The sequence below is a fragment of the Pseudonocardia sp. TRM90224 genome, from assembly GCF_021245725.1.
In the GTDB taxonomy this organism is placed as follows: domain Bacteria; phylum Actinomycetota; class Actinomycetes; order Mycobacteriales; family Pseudonocardiaceae; genus Pseudonocardia.
This window is the reverse complement of sequence record NZ_JAJGSX010000010.1, coordinates 203,210-223,231: the sequence shown is the minus strand read 5'-3', so window position 1 is coordinate 223,231 and position 20,022 is coordinate 203,210. Positions and strand designations below refer to the sequence as shown.

The window sequence follows — 20,022 nt, the reverse complement described above, 5'->3', positions numbered from 1 at the left end:
CGATTCGGTGATGCGCTGGATCGCCGACGACCCCGATCCCGCGACCCGCGACGAACTCACGAAGGTGCTGGCCGCGGCGATGGGCCGGGTGCCGGGCGCGGTCGAGGACCTGCAGGAGCGGATGGCCGGGGTGCTGCGCTTCGGGACGGCGGGCCTGCGCGGCCCGGTGCGGGCCGGACCGGCCGGGATGAACGTCGCCGTGGTGCGCAGGGCCACCGCCGGCCTGGCCGCGTGGCTCGCGCGCGGCGGCGCCCGTGGCCTGGTCGTGGTCGGTCGGGACGCGCGGCACGGTTCGGAGGCGTTCGCGGCGGCCGCGGCCGAGGTGCTCGCCGGCGCCGGCTTCAGGGTCGAGGTGCTGCCGGGGCCGCTGCCGACGCCGCTGCTCGCGTTCGCCGTGCAGTCGCTCGGTGCCGTGGCCGGTGTGCAGATCACCGCCTCGCACAACCCGCCGGCCGACAACGGCTACAAGGTCTACCTGGCCGACGGCGCGCAGCTCGCGCCGCCGTCCGACGCGGAGATCGAGGCGGCCATCACCGCCGCCCCACCGGCGATCAACGTGCCGACCAGCGCGGGCAGCGGCACCGTCGACGTCACCGAGCCGTACCTGGAACGGGTGGCGGCGCTGCCGCGCGGGCACGTGAAGGCGTTGCGGGTGGCGCTGACCCCGATGCACGGCGTCGGTGGCGCGACCGCGGTGCAGGCGCTGGCGCGAGCGGGGTTCACCGATGTGCACGTGGTGCGGTCGCAGGCGGCGCCCGACCCCGACTTCCCGACGGTCGCGTTCCCGAACCCCGAGGAGCCCGGGGCGACCGACGAGCTGCTGGCGCTGGCCGCGGACGTCGGCGCCGACCTGGCCGTCGCGCTCGACCCCGACGCCGACCGCTGTGCACTCGCGGTGCCGCACGACGGCGGCTGGCGGATGCTGAGCGGCGACGAGACCGGGGTGCTGCTGGGCGATCACCTGCTGCGGTCCGGCGGGTACACCGATCCGCTCGTCGCGACGACGGTCGTCTCGTCGTCGATGCTGCGGGCGGTGGCGGCCGGGTACGGCGCGCGGTTCGCGGAGACGCTCACCGGCTTCAAGTGGATCGTCCGCGGCGGACCGGGGCTGGTGTTCGGCTACGAGGAGGCGCTGGGCTACTGCGTCGATCCCGATGCCGTGCGCGACAAGGACGGCATCGCGGCCGCGGTGCTGGCCTGCGACCTGGCCGCGGGGCTGAAGGCGGCGGGCCGCGGGCTGCAGGAGCGGCTCGACGAGCTGTTCGTCGCGCACGGCGTGCACCGCACCGAGGGAGTGTCGCTGCGGATGGAGCCGGCCGCGCGCGACGCCGCGGTCGCGCGGCTGCTCGCGACGCCGCCGGAGGGTTGGTCGGCCGAGCGACCCGCGCCCGACGTGCTCGTCCTGCGCCGAGCGGGCGAGCGGCTGGTCGTCCGCCCGTCCGGGACGGAGCCGAAGCTCAAGGCGTACCTGGAGGTCGTCGAGCCCGTCGCGGAGGCGGGATCGCTCGACGCGGCGAAGGCGGCGGCGCAGGGACGGCTCGACGCCCTGCGCGCCGAGACGAAGGCGTTGCTCGGCACTTAGGTGATCCGCATGCGTCGGCATACTCGTGAGTAGCGGGTGCTGGTGGCTGCAGCGACAGCCCTCAGCACCCGCTATCGGCCAGCGCCACGATCCGTGTTGCTCGTGCCCGGCTAGTGCGGTGGCGGTCGCGTAGCGAGGTACGAGCGGATCTCGCCCTCCCACATCGCGGCGATGCGGCGGTAGCCGGCGGCGTTGGCGTGCAGGCCGTCGGTGAAGTGCTGCGGGCCCAGCAAGGACGAGGTGTCCACGTACGTCACCGACTGGCCGCGGGCCGCGCGGGCGGCGACGACCTGCGCGGCGAGCCGGGCGAACTCGGCCCGTGCCGCCGCGCGCGAGGTGAGCGGCGCCCACACCCCCGCGACGACGACGTGCGCGTCGGACTCGGCGTCGATGTCGGCGAGCACCGCGTCGAGCCGCTGCGCGACGACCTGCGCCGGCGTGCCCTGGATGAGGTCGTTGGTGCCGCCGTGCAGCAGCACGACGTCGGGGCGGGCCGCGCGGACCCAACCGCGCACGTTCGGTTCCAGCCGGGCGAGCGACCAGCCGCCGTGGCCTTCGTGGTCGCGGTCGGCGACGGTCGGAGGTCCGTCCTTGCACGAGCCGACGAGGTCGATGGCGATGCCCGAGCTGCGCAGCGCCTGCTGCAGCGGGCCGCGGTAGCCGGCGGTGGCGGGGCTGCCGCCGCCGACCGTGCTGGAGGCGCCGAGGGGCATGATCCGCAGCGGCGCGGGCGACGCGGCGACGGCCCGCTGTGCCGGCAGCGGCAACGGCACGGGCGCGGCCGTGACGGCCCGCGAGCTCGTGTCGCCGGTGACCCCGATCAGCAGCACGGCCGCGCAGGCGAGCGCCGCCGCCGCACGGCACCACCCCATCAGGCCCATCGGTCCCCCTTCCCCGGCGAGCCTGGCCGTGCTGCCGGTCGCGGCTGGCAGCATGATCGGTGTGGCCCGCCTCTTGATCGTGCACCACACACCGTCACCCGCAACGGCAGATTTGCTCGACGCGGTGGTTCGTGGTGCCGGCGACCCGGCGATCGAGGGCGTCGAGGTGGTGCGCAGGGCCGCGCTGGCGGCGACGGCGAGCGACCTGCTGGAAGCGGACGCCGTCGTGATCGGCACCCCGGCCAACATCGGCTACATGGCGGGCGCGGTCAAACACTTCTTCGACACCGTCTTCTACGTCTGCGGCGATGACACCTCGGGCCTCCCGTACGGCTTCTACGTGCACGGGAACCTCGACACCGCGGGTGCGGTGAAGGCGGTCGAGACGATCGCGGGCGGCATGGGCTGGCGGCTCGCCGCCGCCCCGGTGACGATCATCGGAGCGCCCGACGCCGCAGCTCGCGAGGCCTGTTACGAGCTCGGCGCGACCCTCGCGGTCACCGGCGCCGAGGGCGCCGCTTAGTGTGCCGCCCATGGCTCGTCCCAAGCTCCATGACGAGAAGCTGCGCAGACGCCTGCTGGAACGCGCGGGCATCATCGTCTCGACAGAAGGTGTCGAGCAGCTCTCGATGCGGACACTCGCGGCGGCGTGCGGGACGTCGACCACTGCCGTCTACGCGCTGTTCGGCGGCAAGTCCGGGCTGGTCACGGCGTTGTTCGACGACGCGTTCCGCCGGCTCGGCACGCGGCTGGCCGCGGTGGCGCCCGGCGTCGACGCCGTCGACCACGTCGTGCAGATGGGCCTCGCGTACCGGGACAGCGCCGTGAGCGAGCCGCACCTGTTCACGCTGATGTTCGCCGGCCGGACCGGCCTGCCGGCCGCGTCGGAGGCGCGCACCGCGGCGGGGACGGCGCTCGGGCCGTTGCGGGAGGCCGTCGACCGGGCGGTCGACGAGCGCTTCCTGCGCGCCGACACCGACGCCACCACGGCGTCGCTCACGCTCTGGACGACCGTGCACGGCTGGGTGTCGCTGCAGCTGCGCGGGTTCCTGCCGCCGGGATCGGACGGTCGGCTGGAGGCGGCGCTGCGTGCCGTGCTGGACGGATGGCGGCCGCAACCATCATGAAGCAGGCCGTCGGGAGAGGAGCCAGGTGAGGGTTCACGCGTTCACCGACGACGCGCTCGGCGACCACGACGCCGTTGCGGTCGCGTCGTTGATCCGCAGCCGCAGCGTCAGCGCCGGCGAGGTCGCCAGAGCCGCCGCCGAGCGGGCCCGCAGGGTCGATCCCGTGCTCGGCGCGATCGCGTTCGCCGCGTTCGAGAACGGCCCGATGGGGCCGTCGGACGCGCCGCTCGGGGGCGTGCCCACGTTCATCAAGGACAACACCGACGTGTTCGGCATGCCGACGGCCGTCGGGTCGGTCGCGTTCCAGCCGAAGCCCGCACCGCACAGCGGCGCGGTGGCCGAGCAGATCCTCAGCACGGGCGTGCGGGTGCTCGGCAAGAGCCGCATGCCCGAGTTCGGGTTCAACGCCTCCACCGAGTTCGAGACCGGGACGCCCAGCCGCAACCCGTGGGACCCCGAGTTCTCGACGGGCGCGTCGTCCGGTGGGGCGGCGGCGCTGGTCGCGGCCGGGGTGGTGCCGATCGCACACGCGAACGACGGCGCCGGCTCGATCCGGATCCCGGCGGCGTGCTGCGGGCTCGTCGGGCTCAAGCCGAGCCGCGGGCGGGTGGTGCCCAGCGAGCACGGCAGCAAGCTCCCGATCAACCTCGTCACCGACGGCGTGGTGACCCGCTCGGTGCGCGACACCGCCGCGTACCTCGCCGCTGCCGAGCAGCACTGGCTGAACCCGACGCTGCCCCCGCTCGGGCTGGTCCGCGGTCCCGCGTACCGGCCGCTGCGGATCGGGCTGCTCGTCGAATCACCGACCGGTGTGCGGACCTGCCAGCAGACGAAGGCGACGGTGCTGGAGGTCGCGGCGACGCTGGAGAGCCTCGGGCACCACATCGAACCCGCCGCGGTGCCGATCGACACGTCGTTCGTCGAGGACTTCGTCGACTACTGGGGGATGCTCGCGTTCCTCGTCGCGGCCGGCGGGAAGTTCGTGCTGGACCGCGGCTTCGACCCGGCGCGGATGGACGGGCTCAGCAAGGGCCTGCGCGACCGGTACCGGCACGCGATCCTGCGCACGCCCGGCATCGTGCACCGGCTCGGCAAGGTGCGCCAGACCTACGCCCGGCTGTTCGACCAGCACGATCTGGTGCTCTCGCCGGTGCTCGCGCACGTCACGCCGAGGTTGGGGCACCTGAGCCCGACGGTGCCGTTCTCCGAGCTGCTGCCGCGGCTGTTGAACTACGTCGCGTTCACGCCGCTCAACAACGTCGCGGGCGGGCCCGGCATCTCGCTGCCGACCGGCCGTTCACGCGAAGGCCTGCCGATCGGCGTCCACTTCAGCGCGGCGCACGGCCAGGAGCGCACGCTCATCGAGATCGGCTACGCCCTGGAGCAGGCGCGGCCGTGGCGGCGGATCCAGGACGAGCCGGTCGAGCGGACCGTCGCGAGCTGAGCCCCGACGGGTGCGCACAGTGCTGACTTGCGGGTGCTGACGGCTGTCGCGACAGCCATCAGCACCCGCAAGTCGGCTCACACCGCGCCGAACTGCCGGTCACCCGCGTCGCCGAGGCCGGGGACGATGAACGCGGAGTCGTTGAGCCGCTCGTCGATGCTCGCCGTGACCACGCGGACGGGCAGGCCGCTGCCGCGCAGGTGCTCGATGCCCTCCGGGGCCGCGAGCACGCAGATCGACGTGACGTCGGTGGCGCCGCGCTCGGTGAGCAGCCGGATGGTGTGCGCCATCGAGCCGCCCGTCGCGAGCATCGGGTCGAGCACGAACACCGGGCGGCCCTCGAGCGATTCGGGCAGCGACTCCATGTACGGGGTCGGCTTGTGGGTCTCCTCGTCGCGCGCGAGCCCGACGAAGCCCATCTGGGCCTCCGGCATCAGCGCCTGCGCCGCGTCGACCATCCCGAGGCCCGCCCGCAGCACGGGCACGAGCAGCGGCGGGTTGGCCAGCCGGTAGCCGGTGGTCCGGGCGACCGGGGTCATCAGCGGCGCGGTCGCGACGGCCGCGTCGCTGGTGGCCTCGTAGATCAGCATCAGCGTCAGGTCGCGCAGCGCGGCCCGGAAGGCCGCGTTGTCCGTGCGCGCGTCGCGCATCGTGGAGAGTCGGGCCTTGGCCAGGGGGTGGTCGACGACACGCACGTCCATGGTCGAGAGGCTATCTGGCGGCGGCGACCTGCTCCTCGCCAGCGGCTCTCGCGTCGTAGGCCGCGCGGGCGTCGGCGATCTCGTGCTGGTGCTGCTCGGTCCAGGTGACGAGCGCCTGGATCGTCTCGTGCAGGGTCGAGCCGAGCGGCGTGAGCCCGTACTCGACGCGCGGCGGCACCACCGGGTAGACGGTGCGGTGCACGAGCCCGTCGCGTTCGAGCTGGCGCAGGGTGACGGTGAGCATCCGCTGGCTCACGCCGTCGATCCGGCGGCGCAGCTCGGTGAACCGCAGCGTGCGGCAGTCCAGCAGCGCGATGACCAGCAACGACCACTTGTCCGCCACCCGGTCGAGGATCTGGCGGACCTCGCAGTCCTCGCGGACGTCCCACTGGTAGGCGTCGCTGTACTCGTCCTCGGTTCCGCACAGGTGCGTCGGTTCCTGCGAAGTGCCTTCTTCCACGGATGTTGATGGTGCCTGACGATGGGGCCAGTTACAAGAAGGAACTGACCCCACTTAGGAGAACTGGTGTCCACAACGCTCGACAAGTCCGAACGGCTCAGCGGCCGCGCACTCGGTGTGCTGCTCGTGCTGTGCGGGTCGATCTTCCTGGAGGGGATCGACGTCTCGATGATGGGCGTCGCGCTGCCGCCGATCCGCGCCGAACTGGGGCTGTCGACCAGCGATCTGCAGTGGGTGGTCAGCGCGTACGTCCTCGGCTACGGCGGGTTCGTCCTGCTCGGCGGGCGCGCGGCCGACCTGCTCGGCAGGCGGCGGATGTTCCTGCTCTGGCTGGTGGTGTTCATCGCGTTCTCCGGGCTCGGCGGGCTCGCGTTGAACGGCTGGATGCTGGTGGTCGCGCGGTTCGCGACGGGCGTCGCGGCCGGGTTCATGACCCCGGCCGGCCTCTCGATCATCACCACGATGTTCGAGGAGGGCCGGGCCCGCAACCGGGCCGTGCTCATCTACGCCGGCACCGCGGCGGGCGGGTTCACGCTCGGGCTCGTCATCGGCGGGCTGCTGACGTCGTTCGGCTGGCGCTGGGTCTTCTTCGCACCCGTGCTGCTCGCGGCGGCGATCCTGGTCGCGGCGGTGCGGCTGATCCCGCACGAGCCGCGCGTCGAGCGCGTGCGGGGTGCGTTCGACCTGCCCGGCGCCGCAGCGCTGACCGTCGCGACGACGCTGCTGGTGCTCGGCATCGTGCACGCGCCGACGGTCCCCGTGCTCGTCACGGTCGTGACGCTGGCGGCCGGGGTGGCGGTGCTCTGGGCGTTCGTCGTGATCGAGCGGCGCTCGTCGTCGCCGCTGGTCCGGCTCGGGATCCTGCGGTCGGGGGCGCTCGTCAGGGCGAACATCGCGGCGATGCTGCTGGTCGGGGCGTTCATCGGGTTCCAGTTCATCGTCGTGCTCTACCTGCAGGAGGTGCGCGGCTGGACACCGATCGCGACCGGGCTGGCGCTGCTGCTCGCCGGGCTCGACGCGGTGCTCGCCCCGACGCTCACGCCGATGCTGGTCAACCGGTTCGGCAACCGCGTGGTCGCCGTCGCCGGGCTGGTGCTGGCTGCCGTCGCCTACCTGCTGATCCTCCCGCTGGGCATGGACTGGGGCTACCTCGCGATGCTGCCGACGATGATCGTGCTCGGCACCGGCTTCGCGCTCGCGTACGGGCCGTTGACGATCGCGGCGACCGAGGGAGTGGCCGAGGAGGAGCAGGGGCTGGCCAGCGGGCTGCTGACCACGTCGTTCCAGTTCGGCTCCGCGCTCGGCCTGGCGATCGTGACGGCCGTCGTCGTTGCGGCGACGAGGGACACGACGCACCTCGCGCAGGTCGAGGCGTTCCGGATCGGGCTGCTCGTACCGCTGGGCGCCGTCGTGATCGGGGCGGTCGTCATGGCGACGGGGCTGCGCCGCCGGGCTCCGGTCGCGGCTGCCTGACCATCGGGGAGCCGTAGGCTCGGCAGGATGATCGATCGAAGTGCGGTTCGCGAGCGGTTCCTCGCCGTCGACACGTCGAACGTCGCCGACGTGCTCGACGAGCGCGGCCTCCCGCACCAGGGCCTGCACCCCGACCTGCGGCCGTTCTCCGGCGAGCGACTCGCCGGGTGGGCGTACACGATCGCCGGCGGGAACGCCGCTTACGAGGGCGGCGGCGACCCCACGAAGATGCAGGCGTGCGGCGGGATCGGGCCGGACGAGGTCAGCGTCTGGTCCGGCGGCGGCGAGGGCGTCTGCTACTTCGGCGAGCTGATCGCGCTGGGGATGGCGGAGCGGGGCAGCGTCGGCGCGCTCGTCGACGCCGGCGTCCGGGACGTCCGATGGCTGGACGAGCACGGCTTCCCCGTGTTCGCGCGGTACCGGACCCCGATCCAGTCGATCGGACGCTGGCGGGTCACCGGCTGGCAGGAGCCCGTCCCGATGCCGGGCGCCACCACCCCGACGGTGCAGGTGCGGCCGGGCGACTTCGTGCTCGCCGACCACGACGGCGTGCTGGTCGTGCCGGCCGAGCACGTGCTGCCGGTGCTGGAGCGGGCGGAGGAGCTGACCGCCACCGAGGTGCGCATCCGCGCGGCGCTGCGGGAGGGCAGCTCGCTCGCCGACGTCCTCGACCGGTTCGGGCACGTCTAGCCCGGATCTCCCCACCGTTTTGGGCACATGCGCGCTGTTTCGGCGCGCATCCACCCGAAACGGTGGGGAAAGTTCGGGGCGGCTGCAGGGCCTGCGCGGCTACGCCTTGGTCGCTTGCAGCGTGTAGGTGAGCGGGAGGCGTTCGGGGTGCTCGCGCAGGCGGTACTCGCCGTCGGCGCCCTCGACCATCTTCCCCGGCAGCGCGTCCCACGGGACGGTGTCGTGCTCGACGAGCTGCGTGATCGTCATGCCCGCTTCGAGCAGCGCCGTGACGATCTCGCCGAGCCCGTGGTTCCAGGAGTGGCTCGTCGTGTGCACGAACGGGGCGGCGGTGGGGACGTAGCTGCTCTCGTCCTCGAACGTCGCCGGTTCGGGCGTCTCGAAGTACGGGTAGCCGACGAGCAGTGCGTCGGCTTCGTCGTCGATCGCCCAGAGCATCGGGTGCCCCTCGCGGAGGAACAGCCGCCCGCCCGGCTTCAGCAACGTCGCGACGACACCGGCCCACCGGCGGATGTCCGGCAGCCAGCAGAGCGCGCCGATGCCGGTGAAGACGAGGTCGAACGCACCGACCGGGAGCACGTCCGGCGCGCCGTAGAGGTCGGACTCCACGAACTCCACGTCGGCGCCGGCCGCCGCCGCGATCCGCTTGCCCTCGGCAACCGCTGCAGAGGAGAAGTCGAGCCCGGTCATGCGTGCACCGAGGCGCGCGAGGGAGATCGTGTCGGTGCCGATGTGGCATTGCAGGTGCACGCCACGCAGGCCGGCGATGTCGCCGAGGCGCGGGACGTCGAACCGGACGACGCCGCTGAGCCGCTCGGGGTCGGCGATCAGCTCGCGCACGGAGTAGCCGGGCGAGGCGGCGTGGGCGGGCGCGCGCTCGTCCCAGTTGTCCCGGTTGACGGCGAAGTAGTCGGCCACGGGAGCGACGCTAACGAGCCGACCCACCGCCGGAAAGCCGGTTTCTAAGGGACGGGCCGGCCCGGCGTCTCGCTCGCCCAGGTCCAGCGGCCGTCGGGTTGGCGGGTGGCACGCACCCGGTCCTCCATCACCGGCTCCTGCTCGTGCTCGCGGCAGCCGGTGGCGGCCCAGCAGGAGATCACCACCTCGTCCGCGGTCGCGTCGAGCCGCAGGAAGCTCTTGAACTGCGGCACCCCGTCGGTGTCGAAGAGCAGCGACATGAAGTTGTGGGCGGCGTCGGTGCCCTTCGCCGGCAGCGGGAACACCTTGTCCGCCGCCCGGATCGCGCGCCGCGACACCACCGCGGATCCCGGTCGGGGCGGGACGATCCCGATCCGGCTCGCCATCAGCGTCGTCGCGTCGTCCGGTGAGATCGCCAGCCGGCCGCTGCCGAACCGCAGCACCTTGTCGTAGCGCCGGCTGAAGTGCGCCAGCGAGTCGCCGCGCAGCGGGTAGCAGCGGAAGCCCTCCTCGAAGACGGCGGGCGCGAGCCGGTCGACGTTCGGGATCTGGTGGGTCGCGGCGAGGTAGGCGCCGGAGCCGCCCGCGACGATGTACTGGACGGTCCGCCCGTCACGCAGCCGCACGGGGTAGCGCTGGTAGTTGTGGTCGTCGCCGCCGATCACGGCGATGTAGTTGTACGCGGGATCGGTGACGATCTCGTTGACGTCGCCGCCGCCCTCGATCGGGCTCTGCTGCAGGCGCGCGTAGGTGTAGATGGGGCGGCCGGTCAGCAGGATCGTCGGGCGCCCGCCCTCCGACACCGCACGCAGCCACTCCGCCTGCTCCGCGTCGATGCCGCCGACCATGCCGGTGTCGATCAGCACCAGCCGCACCGGCCCGGCGTCGATCGCGCAGTACGGCCCCGGTTGACCGGCCTGCTGCGACTCGGCGTCGCGGTACCAGCGCATGTCGGCGACGTCCTCCGCGGTCGCCGCCGGCGGGCTGCGCCAGAGCAGCTTGCGCAGCAGTCGCTTCCACACCGGCCCGGACCCCTCGAACGAGGGCGCCCCCGCGTCGGGCGGCGCGTCGCAGAAGGCCGTCATGAAGCCGGTGAGCCCGTCGTACCAGTCGTGGTTGCCGGGCAGCGCGTAGAGCGGGAACGGCACGTCGGCGTACGGCCGGTAGAAGCCGCCCTCGTAGGTGCGCACTCCACCCGCCGGGTAGATCACGTCGCTGCAGACGACCCCGAAGTCGGCGTCGGCCGCCACCCGCTGCAGCACCGGCACCACGACGTACTGCGACGCGTCACCCTCACCCGGGTCGCCCAGCACCGCGACGGAGATCCGGTCGCGGTCGGCGAAGCGTGTGACGAGCCGGTCGCGAGCCGGCGGCTGCTGCCCCGCCTCCTGCGCGTAGGCGTCGAGGCGGCGCAGCCACTCGCGGCGCATGTCGTTCGTCGGGTCGCCGAACCACTTGGCGAGCAGGTCGTTGCGGGAGGAGATCAGCGGGCCGGGCCGCAACCACGAGAACGGGTTGCCCATCGGCGCCAGCTCGGCGAACTCGCCCAGCTCCCGACATCCCCACCCGGCACCGGCCTTCGAGCTGCGTGACGGTGCGCTCACTGCTGGGTCGGCCCCACCCGCAGCGACGTAACGAAGCGCACGACCGCGTCCGCGAGCTGCGGGCCGGCGTCCTCCTGCACGAAGTGCCCGGCCCCGGTGATCGTCGGGTGCGCACGGCCCGCGGCGCCCGGCATCGCCGCCCGCAGGACCGGCTCCATCGCGGCCGTGATCGGGTCGCCGTCGCTGAACGCGCAGAGGAACGGCACGTCGCTCGCGGTGAGCGTGGCCCACGCCGCCCGGTTCGCCTCGGTCGCGGGGTCGTCCGGGCGGGTGGGCACGAGCGTCGGCATGGCCCGCGGCGCCACCTTGAACGTCTCGTCGGGGAACGGCGCGTCGTACGCCGCGTGCACCTCCGGGGTGAACGGAGTGCGGCATCCCGACTGGACGAGCCGCGCGACGTCGAGCTCCGGCGCCTTCTCCACGGCCCTGCGGAACTTCCACCAGACCTCCGGCATGTCGCGGTCGCCCGTCGGCAGGCCGGTGTTCGAGGCGATGAGCCCGGCGAACCGGTCGAGGTGCTCGGCGGCGAGGCGCAGGCCGATCAGACCACCCCAGTCCTGGCCGACGAGCGTCACGGCGCGCAGGTCGAGCACGTCGAACGCGAGGGCGCGCACCCATTCGACGTGCCGCGCGTAGCTGTGGTCGGCGGGTGCGGCGGGCTTGTCGGAGCGGCCGAACCCGATGAGGTCGGGCGCGATCGCGCGCAGCCCCGCGCCCGCGAGCACCGGGATCATCGTGCGGTACAGGTACGACCAGCTCGGCTCGCCGTGCAGGAGCAGCACCGCGGGACCGCCGGCGGGGCCGTCCTCGACCCACGCCATCCGCAACGTGCCGCCGTCGGGATCGGGGACGTCGGCGTAGTGGGGCGGGAGATCGAAGCCGGGGAGGCGGGCGAACCGCTCCTCGGGGGTCCGGAGCGTGCGCATGGTCGCGATAGTGGCATCCCGACCGCTTCCGCGGCAGTCCGTGAGCGGCGAGCGGAGCGCTGCATGGGGGACGTCGTCATCCGGTGGCGGGACGGATGAGCGCACCACGCTCCCGGGCAAGCCGTGATCACCATCCGCAATCGATCGTGCAGATGAACGGGAATCAGAGGGCCGTTCGTGGCCGTCACGGAAACCACAGGAGTGCCCCCCGACGCTACGTCCGCACGACGCCGGGAGGCCTCCCGGATCAGAGCGCGCCACACGCGGCGACGATCACTCAGCGTGTCAAGATCGACACATTTTGCCGGTCGGCACCACGATTCATCAGCTCAGAGTCGTCGTTGCGCGACAATCGGTGATCAATCGCAAGGTTCACCCTGACCCGAACGGGTGGTCTGCCGCAAACACTGTCACGCCGGAGGCCCCACCGACGCTGTACTAGATGACTAGGAGGTGATCCCGTGCAGGAGAACACGACTTCCGACGAGGCGACGCTGGTCGCGGCGGCGGAGAAGCTCACTCAGTGCGACGGTTACGTCGTACTGGCCGTCGACCCCCAGACCGGCGAGGTCGACGCCCACGGACCTTTCGACGGCCTCACCGCGACGATCAAGGCCGACCAGCTGCGCCGCGACTTCGACCGCGGCGGCCTCGAGGACGTCACGGTCGGCGTCGTCAGGCTCCACAGCTCCACCTGATCCCCGCACACCCCCCCGCGCCACGCCGCCGCACCCACGCTTTCGCTCCCCGAACACGCTCCCCGGGGACCGACCGCCCGCCGTTCCTCCCGCACGGCGGGCGGTGCACCACCTCTCGCGGCAGCACGCTCCCCGCACCGGCGCGCACACGCACGCACTCGGCGAGACTCGTATCCGCCGACATCGGCACACACCCAGGACATGCCGTTCGCGCACGGGCGCGCGTGGAAGGTCCGGAAAGCCACCGGGCCACCACCGACGCTGATCACCTCGTCGCGCACCTCGCGAACAGCGCGGTTCTGATCCCCCGAAAACGCCCTAGAGTGGCGTCCGTGACCAGGACCGTTCCCGCGCCACGGACGACCTCCGACGCGTCGAGCCCCCACCCAGCGTTGGCCGACGTCGGCCGCGACGAGCGGTCGCTGCGCCGGTTCCTGCACGGCCTCCCGGGTGTGGACCAGGTCGGGCTGGAGCGCAGGGCCGCGACGCTGGCCACCCGCAGCATCAAGAAGGAATCGAAGCTGCAGGCGATCGACATGGCCGTCTCGATGATCGACCTGACCACGCTGGAGGGCGCCGACACCCCCGGCAAGGTCGCGTCGCTCTGCGCGCAGGCCCGCCGGCCCGACCCGGACTACCCGGAGGTGCCCTCGGTCGCCGCGGTCTGCGTCTACCCCGACCTCGCCCGGGTCGCCGCCGAGCGCCTGGCCGGCAGCGGCGTCAACATCGCCGCGGTGGCCACGGCGTTCCCGGCCGGACGGTCGTCGCGGGAGGTCAAGCTGGCCGACACCGCGCTCGCCGTGGAGAACGGCGCCACCGAGATCGACATGGTCATCGACCGCGGCGCGTTCCTCACCGGCCGCTACGGCGAGGTGTACGAGGAGATCGTCGCGGTCAAGGAGGCGTGCGGCAGCGCGCACCTCAAGGTCATCCTGGAGACCGGCGAGCTCGCCGGCTACGACGACGTGCGCAGGGCGTCGTGGCTCGCGCTGCTCGCGGGCGCCGACGTCATCAAGACCTCCACCGGCAAGATCTCCCCGGCCGCGACCCTCCCGGTGGTGCAGGTGATGCTGCTGGCCGTGCGCGACTGGCACCGCGTCACCGGCGAGCTCCGCGGCGTCAAGGCGGCCGGTGGGATCCGCGCGACCAAGGACGCGATCCGCCACCTGGTGGCCGTCAACGAGGTCGCCGGCCCGGAGTGGCTCGACCCCGACCTGTTCCGGTTCGGGGCGTCGTCGCTGCTCAACGACCTGCTACGGCAGCGGAGGGCGCAGCTCGAAGGGCACTACTCCGGCAGCGAATACATCGGGAGCGCATGATGGTCGACTGGACTTACGCCCCCGCGCCGGAGTCTGCGGCCATCGCGAACCTGCAGCCGACGTACCGCCCGTTCGTCGACGGGAAGTTCGTCGACGGCGGCGGGGAGCCGCTCAAGACGGTGAACCCGGCTACCGAGGAGGTGCTCGCCGAGGTCGGCACGGCCAGCAGCGCCGACGTCGACACGGCCGTCGCGGCCGCGCGCCGCGCGTTCGAGACGACGTGGGGCCCGATGCCGGGCGCCGAGCGCGCCAAGTACATCTACCGGATCGCCCGGATCGTCGCCGAGCGCGCCCGCGAGCTGGCCGTGCTGGAGTCGCTCGACAACGGCAAACCGATCCGCGAGTCGCGCGACGTCGACGTGCCGACGGCGTCGGCGCACCTGTTCCACCATGCAGGGTGGGCCGACAAGCTGGAGTACGCCGGGCTCGGGCCGGCCCCGAAACCGCTCGGCGTGGTCGGCTCGGTCATCCCGTGGAACTTCCCGCTGCTGATGGCCGCGTGGAAGGTCGCGCCCGCGCTGGCCTGCGGCAACACCATCGTGCTCAAGCCCGCCGAGACCACCCCGCTCACCGCGCTGGTGCTGGCGGAGATCGCCGCGGAGGCCGAGCTGCCGCCCGGCGTGCTGAACGTGCTGCCCGGCGCCGGAGACGTCGGCGCGGCGATCGTCCGCAACACCGGGCTGAACAAGGTCGCGTTCACCGGCTCGACCGACGTCGGCAAGGAGATCCAGCGGACGCTGGCCGGCACCGGCCGCCGGTTGACGCTGGAGCTCGGTGGGAAGGCCGCCAACATCGTCTACGACGACGCGCCGCTCGACCAGGCCGTCGAGGGCGTCGTCGACGGGATCTTCTTCAACCAGGGCCACGTCTGCTGCGCCGGCTCGCGGCTGCTGGTGCAGGAGTCGATCGCCGACGAGTTCACCGAGCTGCTGCACCGCCGGATCGAGACACTGCGGGTCGGCGACCCGCTCGACAAGAACACCGACGTCGGCGCGATCAACTCGCGCGCCCAGCTCGACCGGATCGTCGACCTCGCCGCGGCCGGCGACGAGGAGGGCGCACAGCGCTGGACCAGCTCGTGCCCGCTGCCCGAGCGCGGGCTCTTCTTCCCGCCGACCGTGTTCTCCGGTGTCGAGCAGACCATGCGCGTCGCACGCGAGGAGATCTTCGGGCCGGTGCTCTCGGTGCTGACGTTCCGCACGCCGGAGGAGGCCGTCGCGAAGGCGAACAACACCCCGTACGGGCTCTCCGCCGGGATCTGGACGGACAAGGGCTCCAAGGCGCTGTGGACGGCGCAGCGGGTGCGGGCCGGTGTCGTCTGGACGAACACGTTCAACCGCTTCGACCCGACGTCGCCGTTCGGCGGGTACCGGGAGTCCGGGTTCGGTCGCGAGGGCGGGCGGATCGGCCTGGAGGCGTACCTGGACGCGTAGCGGGGACGCCCAACACGGCCCCCGGGGTTGCCCCGGCCCACCCCGGCCGGTCACTTGACGGATTCGGCGTCGCACCCCGTCTCCCTAGCGTCGTTCCCATGAGAACCGCTATCGAGGCGCCACTGCGCACCGTCGTCATCATCGGCAGCACGCGGGAGGGCCGGTTCGGGCCGACCGTCGCGAACTGGTTCGCCGAGCAGGCGCGCCAGCGCGCCGACATGGACGTCGACGTGCTGGATCTCGCCGACGCCGGGCTGTCCGACCGCATCGGCGCGACGTCGCCGCCGGATCCGGACGTCACCGCGCGGCTCGCGGCAGCGGACGCGTTCGTCCTCGTCACACCCGAGTACAACCACAGCTACCCCGCGCCGCTGAAGACGCTGATCGACTGGCACATGCGGGAGTGGCAGGCCAAGCCGGTCGCGTTCGTCTCCTACGGCGGGATGTCGGGCGGGCTGCGCGCCGTCGAGCACCTGCGCGGGGTGTTCGCCGAGCTCAGCGCCCTGACCGTGCGCGAGACCGTCAGCTTCCACGGCGCGTGGGACCGGTTCGACACCGACGCGCAACCCGTCGACCCGAACGCGTGCAACGCTGCCGCGAAGTCGATGCTCGACCAGCTCGGTTGGTGGGCCGTCGCGCTGCGGGAGGCCCGCACGGCCCACCCGTTCCAGGGGTGACCGAAGTGTTGACCTCAACCGAACTTCAGCTTCTACGGTGCCTGTCATGACCGCCGCCGCGCCGCACCGCACGTCATGGGCGCCGATCGTCGCGCTGGGGCTCGCGATGCTGGTCGTGACCTCGGACATCACGATGGCTTCCGTAGCTCTGCCCGACATCGGCCGCCACTTCGGCATCGAGGCCGCCGCGACGGCGTGGGTCGTGCTCGCCTACTCGCTCCCGATGGCCGCGGCGTCGATCCCGGTCGGCCGGTGGGCCGACGGCGCCGACGCGCGGGTGTCCCTGCTCGTCTCGATGATCGGGGTCGGGGCCGCGAGCATCCTCGCGGCCGCCGCGCCGACGTTCTGGCTGCTGATCACCGCCAGGTTGCTGCAAGGGCTGGCCGGCGCGCTCGTCGTCGCCGTGTACATGCCGATCGTCTCCGGCAGCGTGCGCCCCGACCAGCGCGGGAAGGCCATCGGATCGATCATCACGATCATGACGCTCGGCGGCATGGCCGGCGCGCCGCTCGGCGGGCTGGTCGCCGGCGCGTTCGGCTGGCGGATGGTGTTCTTGATCAAGATCCCGCTCGTGCTGGTCGTGCTCTGGACCGCGTGGCGCACGGTGGCCGGCAACGGCCGCGGGATGCCCCGGCCCTCCGGTGTGCTCGTGCGCGAGGGGCTGCTGCTGGGCGCGGCCATCTCGGCGCTGCTGCTGGCCGTGCAGGGCATCGCCGACACGCCCGTGCTGGCCGCGGCCACGGGCGTGGTCACGGTCGCGCTGTTCGTCTGGTGGGGCCGGCTGCCGGCGTCCCGCGCGGTGCTGGGGCTGGTCCGCAGCCGGGCGTACGGGTTCGCGCTGCTCGCGCTCGCGTCGACCAGCCTAATGATCGGGCTGACGGCGTTCCTGCTGCCGTTCTACGTCGCCGACGTGCTGCACGGCAGCGCGGAGCTGACGGGCGTCGCGCTGCTGTTCTTCGTCGGGTCGATCGCGCCGGCCTCCGTCGTCTCCGGCTGGCTCACCGACAAGGCGGGGCCGCGGTACGTGGCGATGGCCGGCTCGGCCGTCATGATCGTCGGGATGGGGGCGCTGCTGACGCTCGACGCGGAGGCGGGGCTCGTCGACATGGCGTGGCGGCTCGCGATCACCGGGTTCGGAGCCGGGCTGTTCAACCCCGCGATCAACACGGCGACGCTGGCGGCCACCCCGGCCGGCATGGAGGGCACGTCCGGCGGGGTCAGCATGACGGCGCGTTCGGTCTCGATGACGGTCGGGCCCGGCGTGGTGGCGCTGGGCTGGACGCTCGCGGGCGGCGGGCTGGCCGGCTACCAGGTGGGCACGGCCGTCGTGACCGTGTGCACCGTCGTCGGGCTGCTGGCGCTGCTCGTTCCGCCGGGGCGGGTGTCATGAGCGTGCATCGGCTGCACGCGCCCGTCCTGCCCGGCCGAACGGCGGAGGTGCTCGCCGTCGAGCGGCTGCTGGAGCGGGCCCGCGCGGGGCAGAGCGGCGCGCTCGTCGTGCGTGGCGAGGCCGGCATCGGCAAGTCGGCGCTGATCCGGCACGTGCAAGCGGCGGCGCCGGACATGCTGGTGATCTGCGAAGGCGCTGCGGAAACGGAACGGACGTTGCCCTACGCAGGGCTGCACCTCGTCCTCAAGGGTGTGCTCGGCGGCATCGACGAGCTCCCGGAGCCGCAGGCGCTCGCGCTGCGCGGGGCGCTGGGACTGGGCAGCGCCGGACAGGCGGCCGGCGACCGTTTCCTGGTCGGGCTCGCGGTGCTGACGCTCTTGGCGGAGCTCGCGGCGGACCGGCCGGTCCTCTGCCTCGTCGACGACGCGCACTGGCTCGACCGCGCCTCGGCCGACGTCCTGCTGTTCGCTGCGCGCAGGCTCGCCGCCGAGGGAGTCCTGATGATCTTCGCGGCGCGCGACGACCACGCGCCCGCGTTCGCGGCAGGCGGTCTCGACGAGCTGGTGCTGCAGCGGCTCGATCCCACCGCCGCGGCGGCCGTGCTCGCCGAGCACGCCCCCGACCTGCCACGACACGTAGTCGACTGGATCAGGCGCGAGGCGCAGGGCAATCCGCTGGCGCTGATCGAGCTGGCCAACTCGCACCTGGCCGGCCGGTCGTCGAACGTCCCGATCGGGCCGTTGGACACCCCTCGCCTCGGCGCGACGTCGAGCGGCAGCCGGGTGGAGCGCGAGTTCATGGCGCGGATCGCCGAACTGCCCGCCGCGGCCCGCACCGCGGTGCTGGTCGGCGCCGCCGACGGGACGTGCGACATGGGCCTCGTCGTCGGGGCGGCCGCGCTGCTGGGCAGCACCCTCGCCGACTTCGAGACGGCGCAGCGCGCGGAGCTGCTGATGTTCGTGGAGGGCTGCTACGGCTTCCAGCACCCGCTGATCCGGGCGGCGGTCTACCGCAGCGCAACGATCAAGGAACGGCAGGACGCGCACCTGGCACTGGCGGCGGTACTCGGCGCGTCCGACGACGTCGACCGGCAGACGTGGCACCGCGCGGCCGCGGCGGTCGAGCCGGACGAGAACGTCGCGGTCGCGCTGGACCGCAGCGCCGAGCGGGCTCGCGAGCGGGGCAGCCCGGAAGCCGCTGCATCGGCCAGCGAGCAGGCCGCCGGCCTCAGCACCGACGCCGCGGGCAAGGGCCGCCGGTACGCCGAGGCCGCCGAAGCCGCCTCCGACGCGGGCCAGCGCGAGTGGGCGGCGTCGCTCGCCGGGTTCGCGGCCCTCTACCTGCGCGATCCCGTGCAGCTGGCCAAGCTGGCGCGGATCACGGCGGCGCTCGCCGTCGACGAGAAGGAGCCGGAGCGGGCCGCCCGCCCCCTGCTCGACGCCGCCCGCGCGGTCGCCGAGCACGACGCCGAGATGGCATCGGACCTGCTCATGCGGGTGGTCGAGGCGGGCTGGGCCGCACGTGCCCGCGGCATCGTCGACCAGGCCGTCGCCGCCGTCGACGAGCTGCGGCTGCCCGGCGCGGAGCACGTCCGAGCGCTCGCGACGGTCGCCGCCGGCCAGCTGGGCGACGAGACCGCGCTGCAGGGCTCGTTCGCGGCGCTGCGCACGCTGACGGCGAGCGGCGACCCCCACGACCTCAGGGTCATGGTGATGATCGCCAACTGCTACCTGCTGCTCGGCGACCACGAGAGCGCGCACGCGATCGCCACGCAGGTCGCGCAGTGCGGACGCAACGCCGGCAAGCTGCACGTGCTGCCGGGTGCGCTGGCGGTGCTGGCCGCGACCTGGTGGCACCGCGGGCAGCGCTGCGACGCCGTCACCGACGTGACGGAAGGACTGCGCCTGGCGCGCGACACCGGGCAGCAGCAGTCCGTCGGCGCGCTCACCCGCGCGCACGCGCACCTGGCCGCGGTTGCGGGCGAGGAGGCGGAGTTCGACGCGACGAGCGATCCGGCGCAGCGCGGCCTGCTCGCGCTGGGCCTCGGCCGGTTCGACGAGGCCGCCGACCGGCTCGCGGAGCTCGACGGCGACGTGCTCGTGCTGCCCGACCTCGTCGAGGCCGCTGCGCGCGCGGGTCGTGAGGAGCTCGCCCGGACGGTGGCGGAACGGTTCGCGCGGTGGGCCGAGCACGTCGGGCAGCCCTGGGCGCGGGCGGTCGCCCGGCGCAGCGCGGCGCTCGCCGACTGCGACCACGCGGAGCCGCACTTCGTGGCGGCGGCCGCGCTGCACCGGTCGGACGGGGCGCGCCCGTTCGAGCGGGCCCGGACCGACCTGCTGCACGGCGAGTGGCTGCGCCGCACCCGCCGCCGCAGCGCGGCGCGGGCCCCGTTGCGTGCGGCGCTGGAGACGTTCGAGCAGCTCGGGGCCGCGCCATGGGCGGCGCGCGCCCGTTCCGAGCTGCGTGCGACCGGGGAGACGAGGTCGGCCGGGCCATCGGGGGGTCCGGCCGACCTCACCCCGCAGGAGCTGCTGGTCGTCCGGCTCGCGGCGGCGGGGCTGACCAACCGCGACATCGGCGCGCAGCTCTTCCTGAGCCCCCGGACCGTCGGCTACCACCTGCACAAGGCGTTCCCGAAGCTCGGCGTCGCATCCCGCGCGCAGCTGGCGACGCTCGACCTCTCGGCCTGAATGTCCCCA

The 20,022-nt window shown here is 73.3% G+C and carries 18 protein-coding genes; 12 read left to right on the top strand and 6 right to left on the bottom strand.

Annotated features, from left to right (window positions below):
• Positions 1-10: 10 nt before the first annotated feature.
• Positions 11-1,582 carry a phospho-sugar mutase gene (locus tag LL648_RS18910; protein ID WP_232663970.1) on the top strand — a complete coding sequence of 524 codons (1,572 nt, stop codon included), beginning with the start codon at positions 11-13 and terminating at the stop codon, positions 1,580-1,582.
• 110 nt (positions 1,583-1,692) lie between these two features.
• Here LL648_RS18910 and LL648_RS18905 read toward each other — a convergent pair whose 3' ends face one another.
• Positions 1,693-2,463, bottom strand: coding sequence for a GDSL-type esterase/lipase family protein (locus tag LL648_RS18905; RefSeq protein ID WP_232663909.1), 771 nt, complete (start codon positions 2,461-2,463; stop codon positions 1,693-1,695).
• A 61-nt stretch (positions 2,464-2,524) separates the two neighbouring features.
• On the opposite strand from LL648_RS18905, the gene LL648_RS18900 reads away from it, so the two are divergent.
• From LL648_RS18900 to LL648_RS18890, 3 genes are read left to right on the top strand one after another with little or no spacing between them, the layout of a single operon-like run.
• Positions 2,525-2,986, top strand: coding sequence for a flavodoxin family protein (locus LL648_RS18900; RefSeq protein WP_232663908.1), 462 nt, complete (start codon positions 2,525-2,527; stop codon positions 2,984-2,986).
• 10 nt (positions 2,987-2,996) lie between these two features.
• Positions 2,997-3,590, top strand: coding sequence for a TetR/AcrR family transcriptional regulator (locus LL648_RS18895; protein ID WP_232663907.1), 594 nt, complete (start codon positions 2,997-2,999; stop codon positions 3,588-3,590).
• Between the two features lie 25 nt (positions 3,591-3,615).
• On the top strand, positions 3,616-5,034 hold the full coding sequence (locus tag LL648_RS18890) for an amidase (protein ID WP_232663906.1): 1,419 nt from the start codon (positions 3,616-3,618) through the stop codon (positions 5,032-5,034).
• Between the two features lie 77 nt (positions 5,035-5,111).
• On the opposite strand, the gene upp is transcribed toward LL648_RS18890, so the two are convergent.
• Both upp and LL648_RS18880 read right to left on the bottom strand, forming a co-directional pair.
• Positions 5,112-5,735: a uracil phosphoribosyltransferase gene (upp, locus tag LL648_RS18885; RefSeq protein ID WP_232663905.1), complete on the bottom strand. Its 624-nt coding sequence runs from the start codon at positions 5,733-5,735 to the stop codon at positions 5,112-5,114.
• Positions 5,736-5,745: 10 nt separating this feature from the next.
• On the bottom strand, positions 5,746-6,195 hold the full coding sequence (locus LL648_RS18880) for a winged helix-turn-helix transcriptional regulator (RefSeq protein ID WP_232663904.1): 450 nt from the start codon (positions 6,193-6,195) through the stop codon (positions 5,746-5,748).
• A gap of 66 nt (positions 6,196-6,261) precedes the next feature.
• Between LL648_RS18880 and LL648_RS18875 the strand changes: the two genes are divergently transcribed.
• Both LL648_RS18875 and LL648_RS18870 read left to right on the top strand, forming a co-directional pair.
• On the top strand, positions 6,262-7,668 hold the full coding sequence (locus tag LL648_RS18875) for an MFS transporter (protein ID WP_232663903.1): 1,407 nt from the start codon (positions 6,262-6,264) through the stop codon (positions 7,666-7,668).
• Between the two features lie 27 nt (positions 7,669-7,695).
• Positions 7,696-8,358 (top strand): RraA family protein, encoded by a 663-nt coding sequence (locus LL648_RS18870; RefSeq protein ID WP_232663902.1) that lies wholly within the window; start codon positions 7,696-7,698, stop codon positions 8,356-8,358.
• A 99-nt stretch (positions 8,359-8,457) separates the two neighbouring features.
• On the opposite strand, the gene LL648_RS18865 is transcribed toward LL648_RS18870, so the two are convergent.
• From LL648_RS18865 to LL648_RS18855, 3 genes are read right to left on the bottom strand one after another with little or no spacing between them, the layout of a single operon-like run.
• On the bottom strand, positions 8,458-9,276 hold the full coding sequence (locus LL648_RS18865) for a class I SAM-dependent methyltransferase (protein WP_232663901.1): 819 nt from the start codon (positions 9,274-9,276) through the stop codon (positions 8,458-8,460).
• A 44-nt stretch (positions 9,277-9,320) separates the two neighbouring features.
• Positions 9,321-10,880 (bottom strand): metallophosphoesterase family protein, encoded by a 1,560-nt coding sequence (locus LL648_RS18860; protein ID WP_232663900.1) that lies wholly within the window; start codon positions 10,878-10,880, stop codon positions 9,321-9,323.
• Entirely contained in the window at positions 10,877-11,806 is a 930-nt protein-coding gene (locus LL648_RS18855; protein ID WP_232663899.1) for a haloalkane dehalogenase, read from the bottom strand. Before LL648_RS18855 ends, LL648_RS18860 begins: the two co-directional genes overlap by 4 nt.
• A 461-nt stretch (positions 11,807-12,267) precedes the next feature.
• Here LL648_RS18855 and LL648_RS18850 point away from each other — a divergent pair, with 461 nt between their 5' ends.
• From LL648_RS18850 to LL648_RS18825, 6 genes are all read left to right on the top strand, one after another.
• Positions 12,268-12,504 carry a hypothetical protein gene (locus tag LL648_RS18850; RefSeq protein WP_232663898.1) on the top strand — a complete coding sequence of 79 codons (237 nt, stop codon included), beginning with the start codon at positions 12,268-12,270 and terminating at the stop codon, positions 12,502-12,504.
• A 392-nt stretch (positions 12,505-12,896) separates the two neighbouring features.
• The gene (deoC, locus tag LL648_RS18845) at positions 12,897-13,823 is read left to right on the top strand and encodes a deoxyribose-phosphate aldolase (protein ID WP_255685913.1); all 927 of its coding nucleotides are present in this window, start codon (positions 12,897-12,899) and stop codon (positions 13,821-13,823) included.
• Complete coding sequence (locus tag LL648_RS18840) at positions 13,823-15,256, top strand: aldehyde dehydrogenase family protein (RefSeq protein ID WP_232663896.1); 1,434 nt, start codon at positions 13,823-13,825, stop codon at positions 15,254-15,256. Before deoC ends, LL648_RS18840 begins: the two co-directional genes overlap by 1 nt.
• Before the next feature lie 98 nt (positions 15,257-15,354).
• A complete protein-coding gene (locus LL648_RS18835) occupies positions 15,355-15,933 on the top strand; it encodes an NADPH-dependent FMN reductase (RefSeq protein ID WP_232663895.1) in 579 nt (192 codons plus the stop codon).
• Positions 15,934-15,979: 46 nt separating this feature from the next.
• Complete coding sequence (locus LL648_RS18830; RefSeq protein WP_232663894.1) at positions 15,980-17,323, top strand: MFS transporter; 1,344 nt, start codon at positions 15,980-15,982, stop codon at positions 17,321-17,323.
• Positions 17,320-20,013, top strand: a complete 2,694-nt coding sequence (locus tag LL648_RS18825) for an ATP-binding protein (RefSeq protein ID WP_232663893.1) — start codon at positions 17,320-17,322, stop codon at positions 20,011-20,013. Before LL648_RS18830 ends, LL648_RS18825 begins: the two co-directional genes overlap by 4 nt.
• The last annotated feature ends 9 nt before the right edge of the window (positions 20,014-20,022 follow it).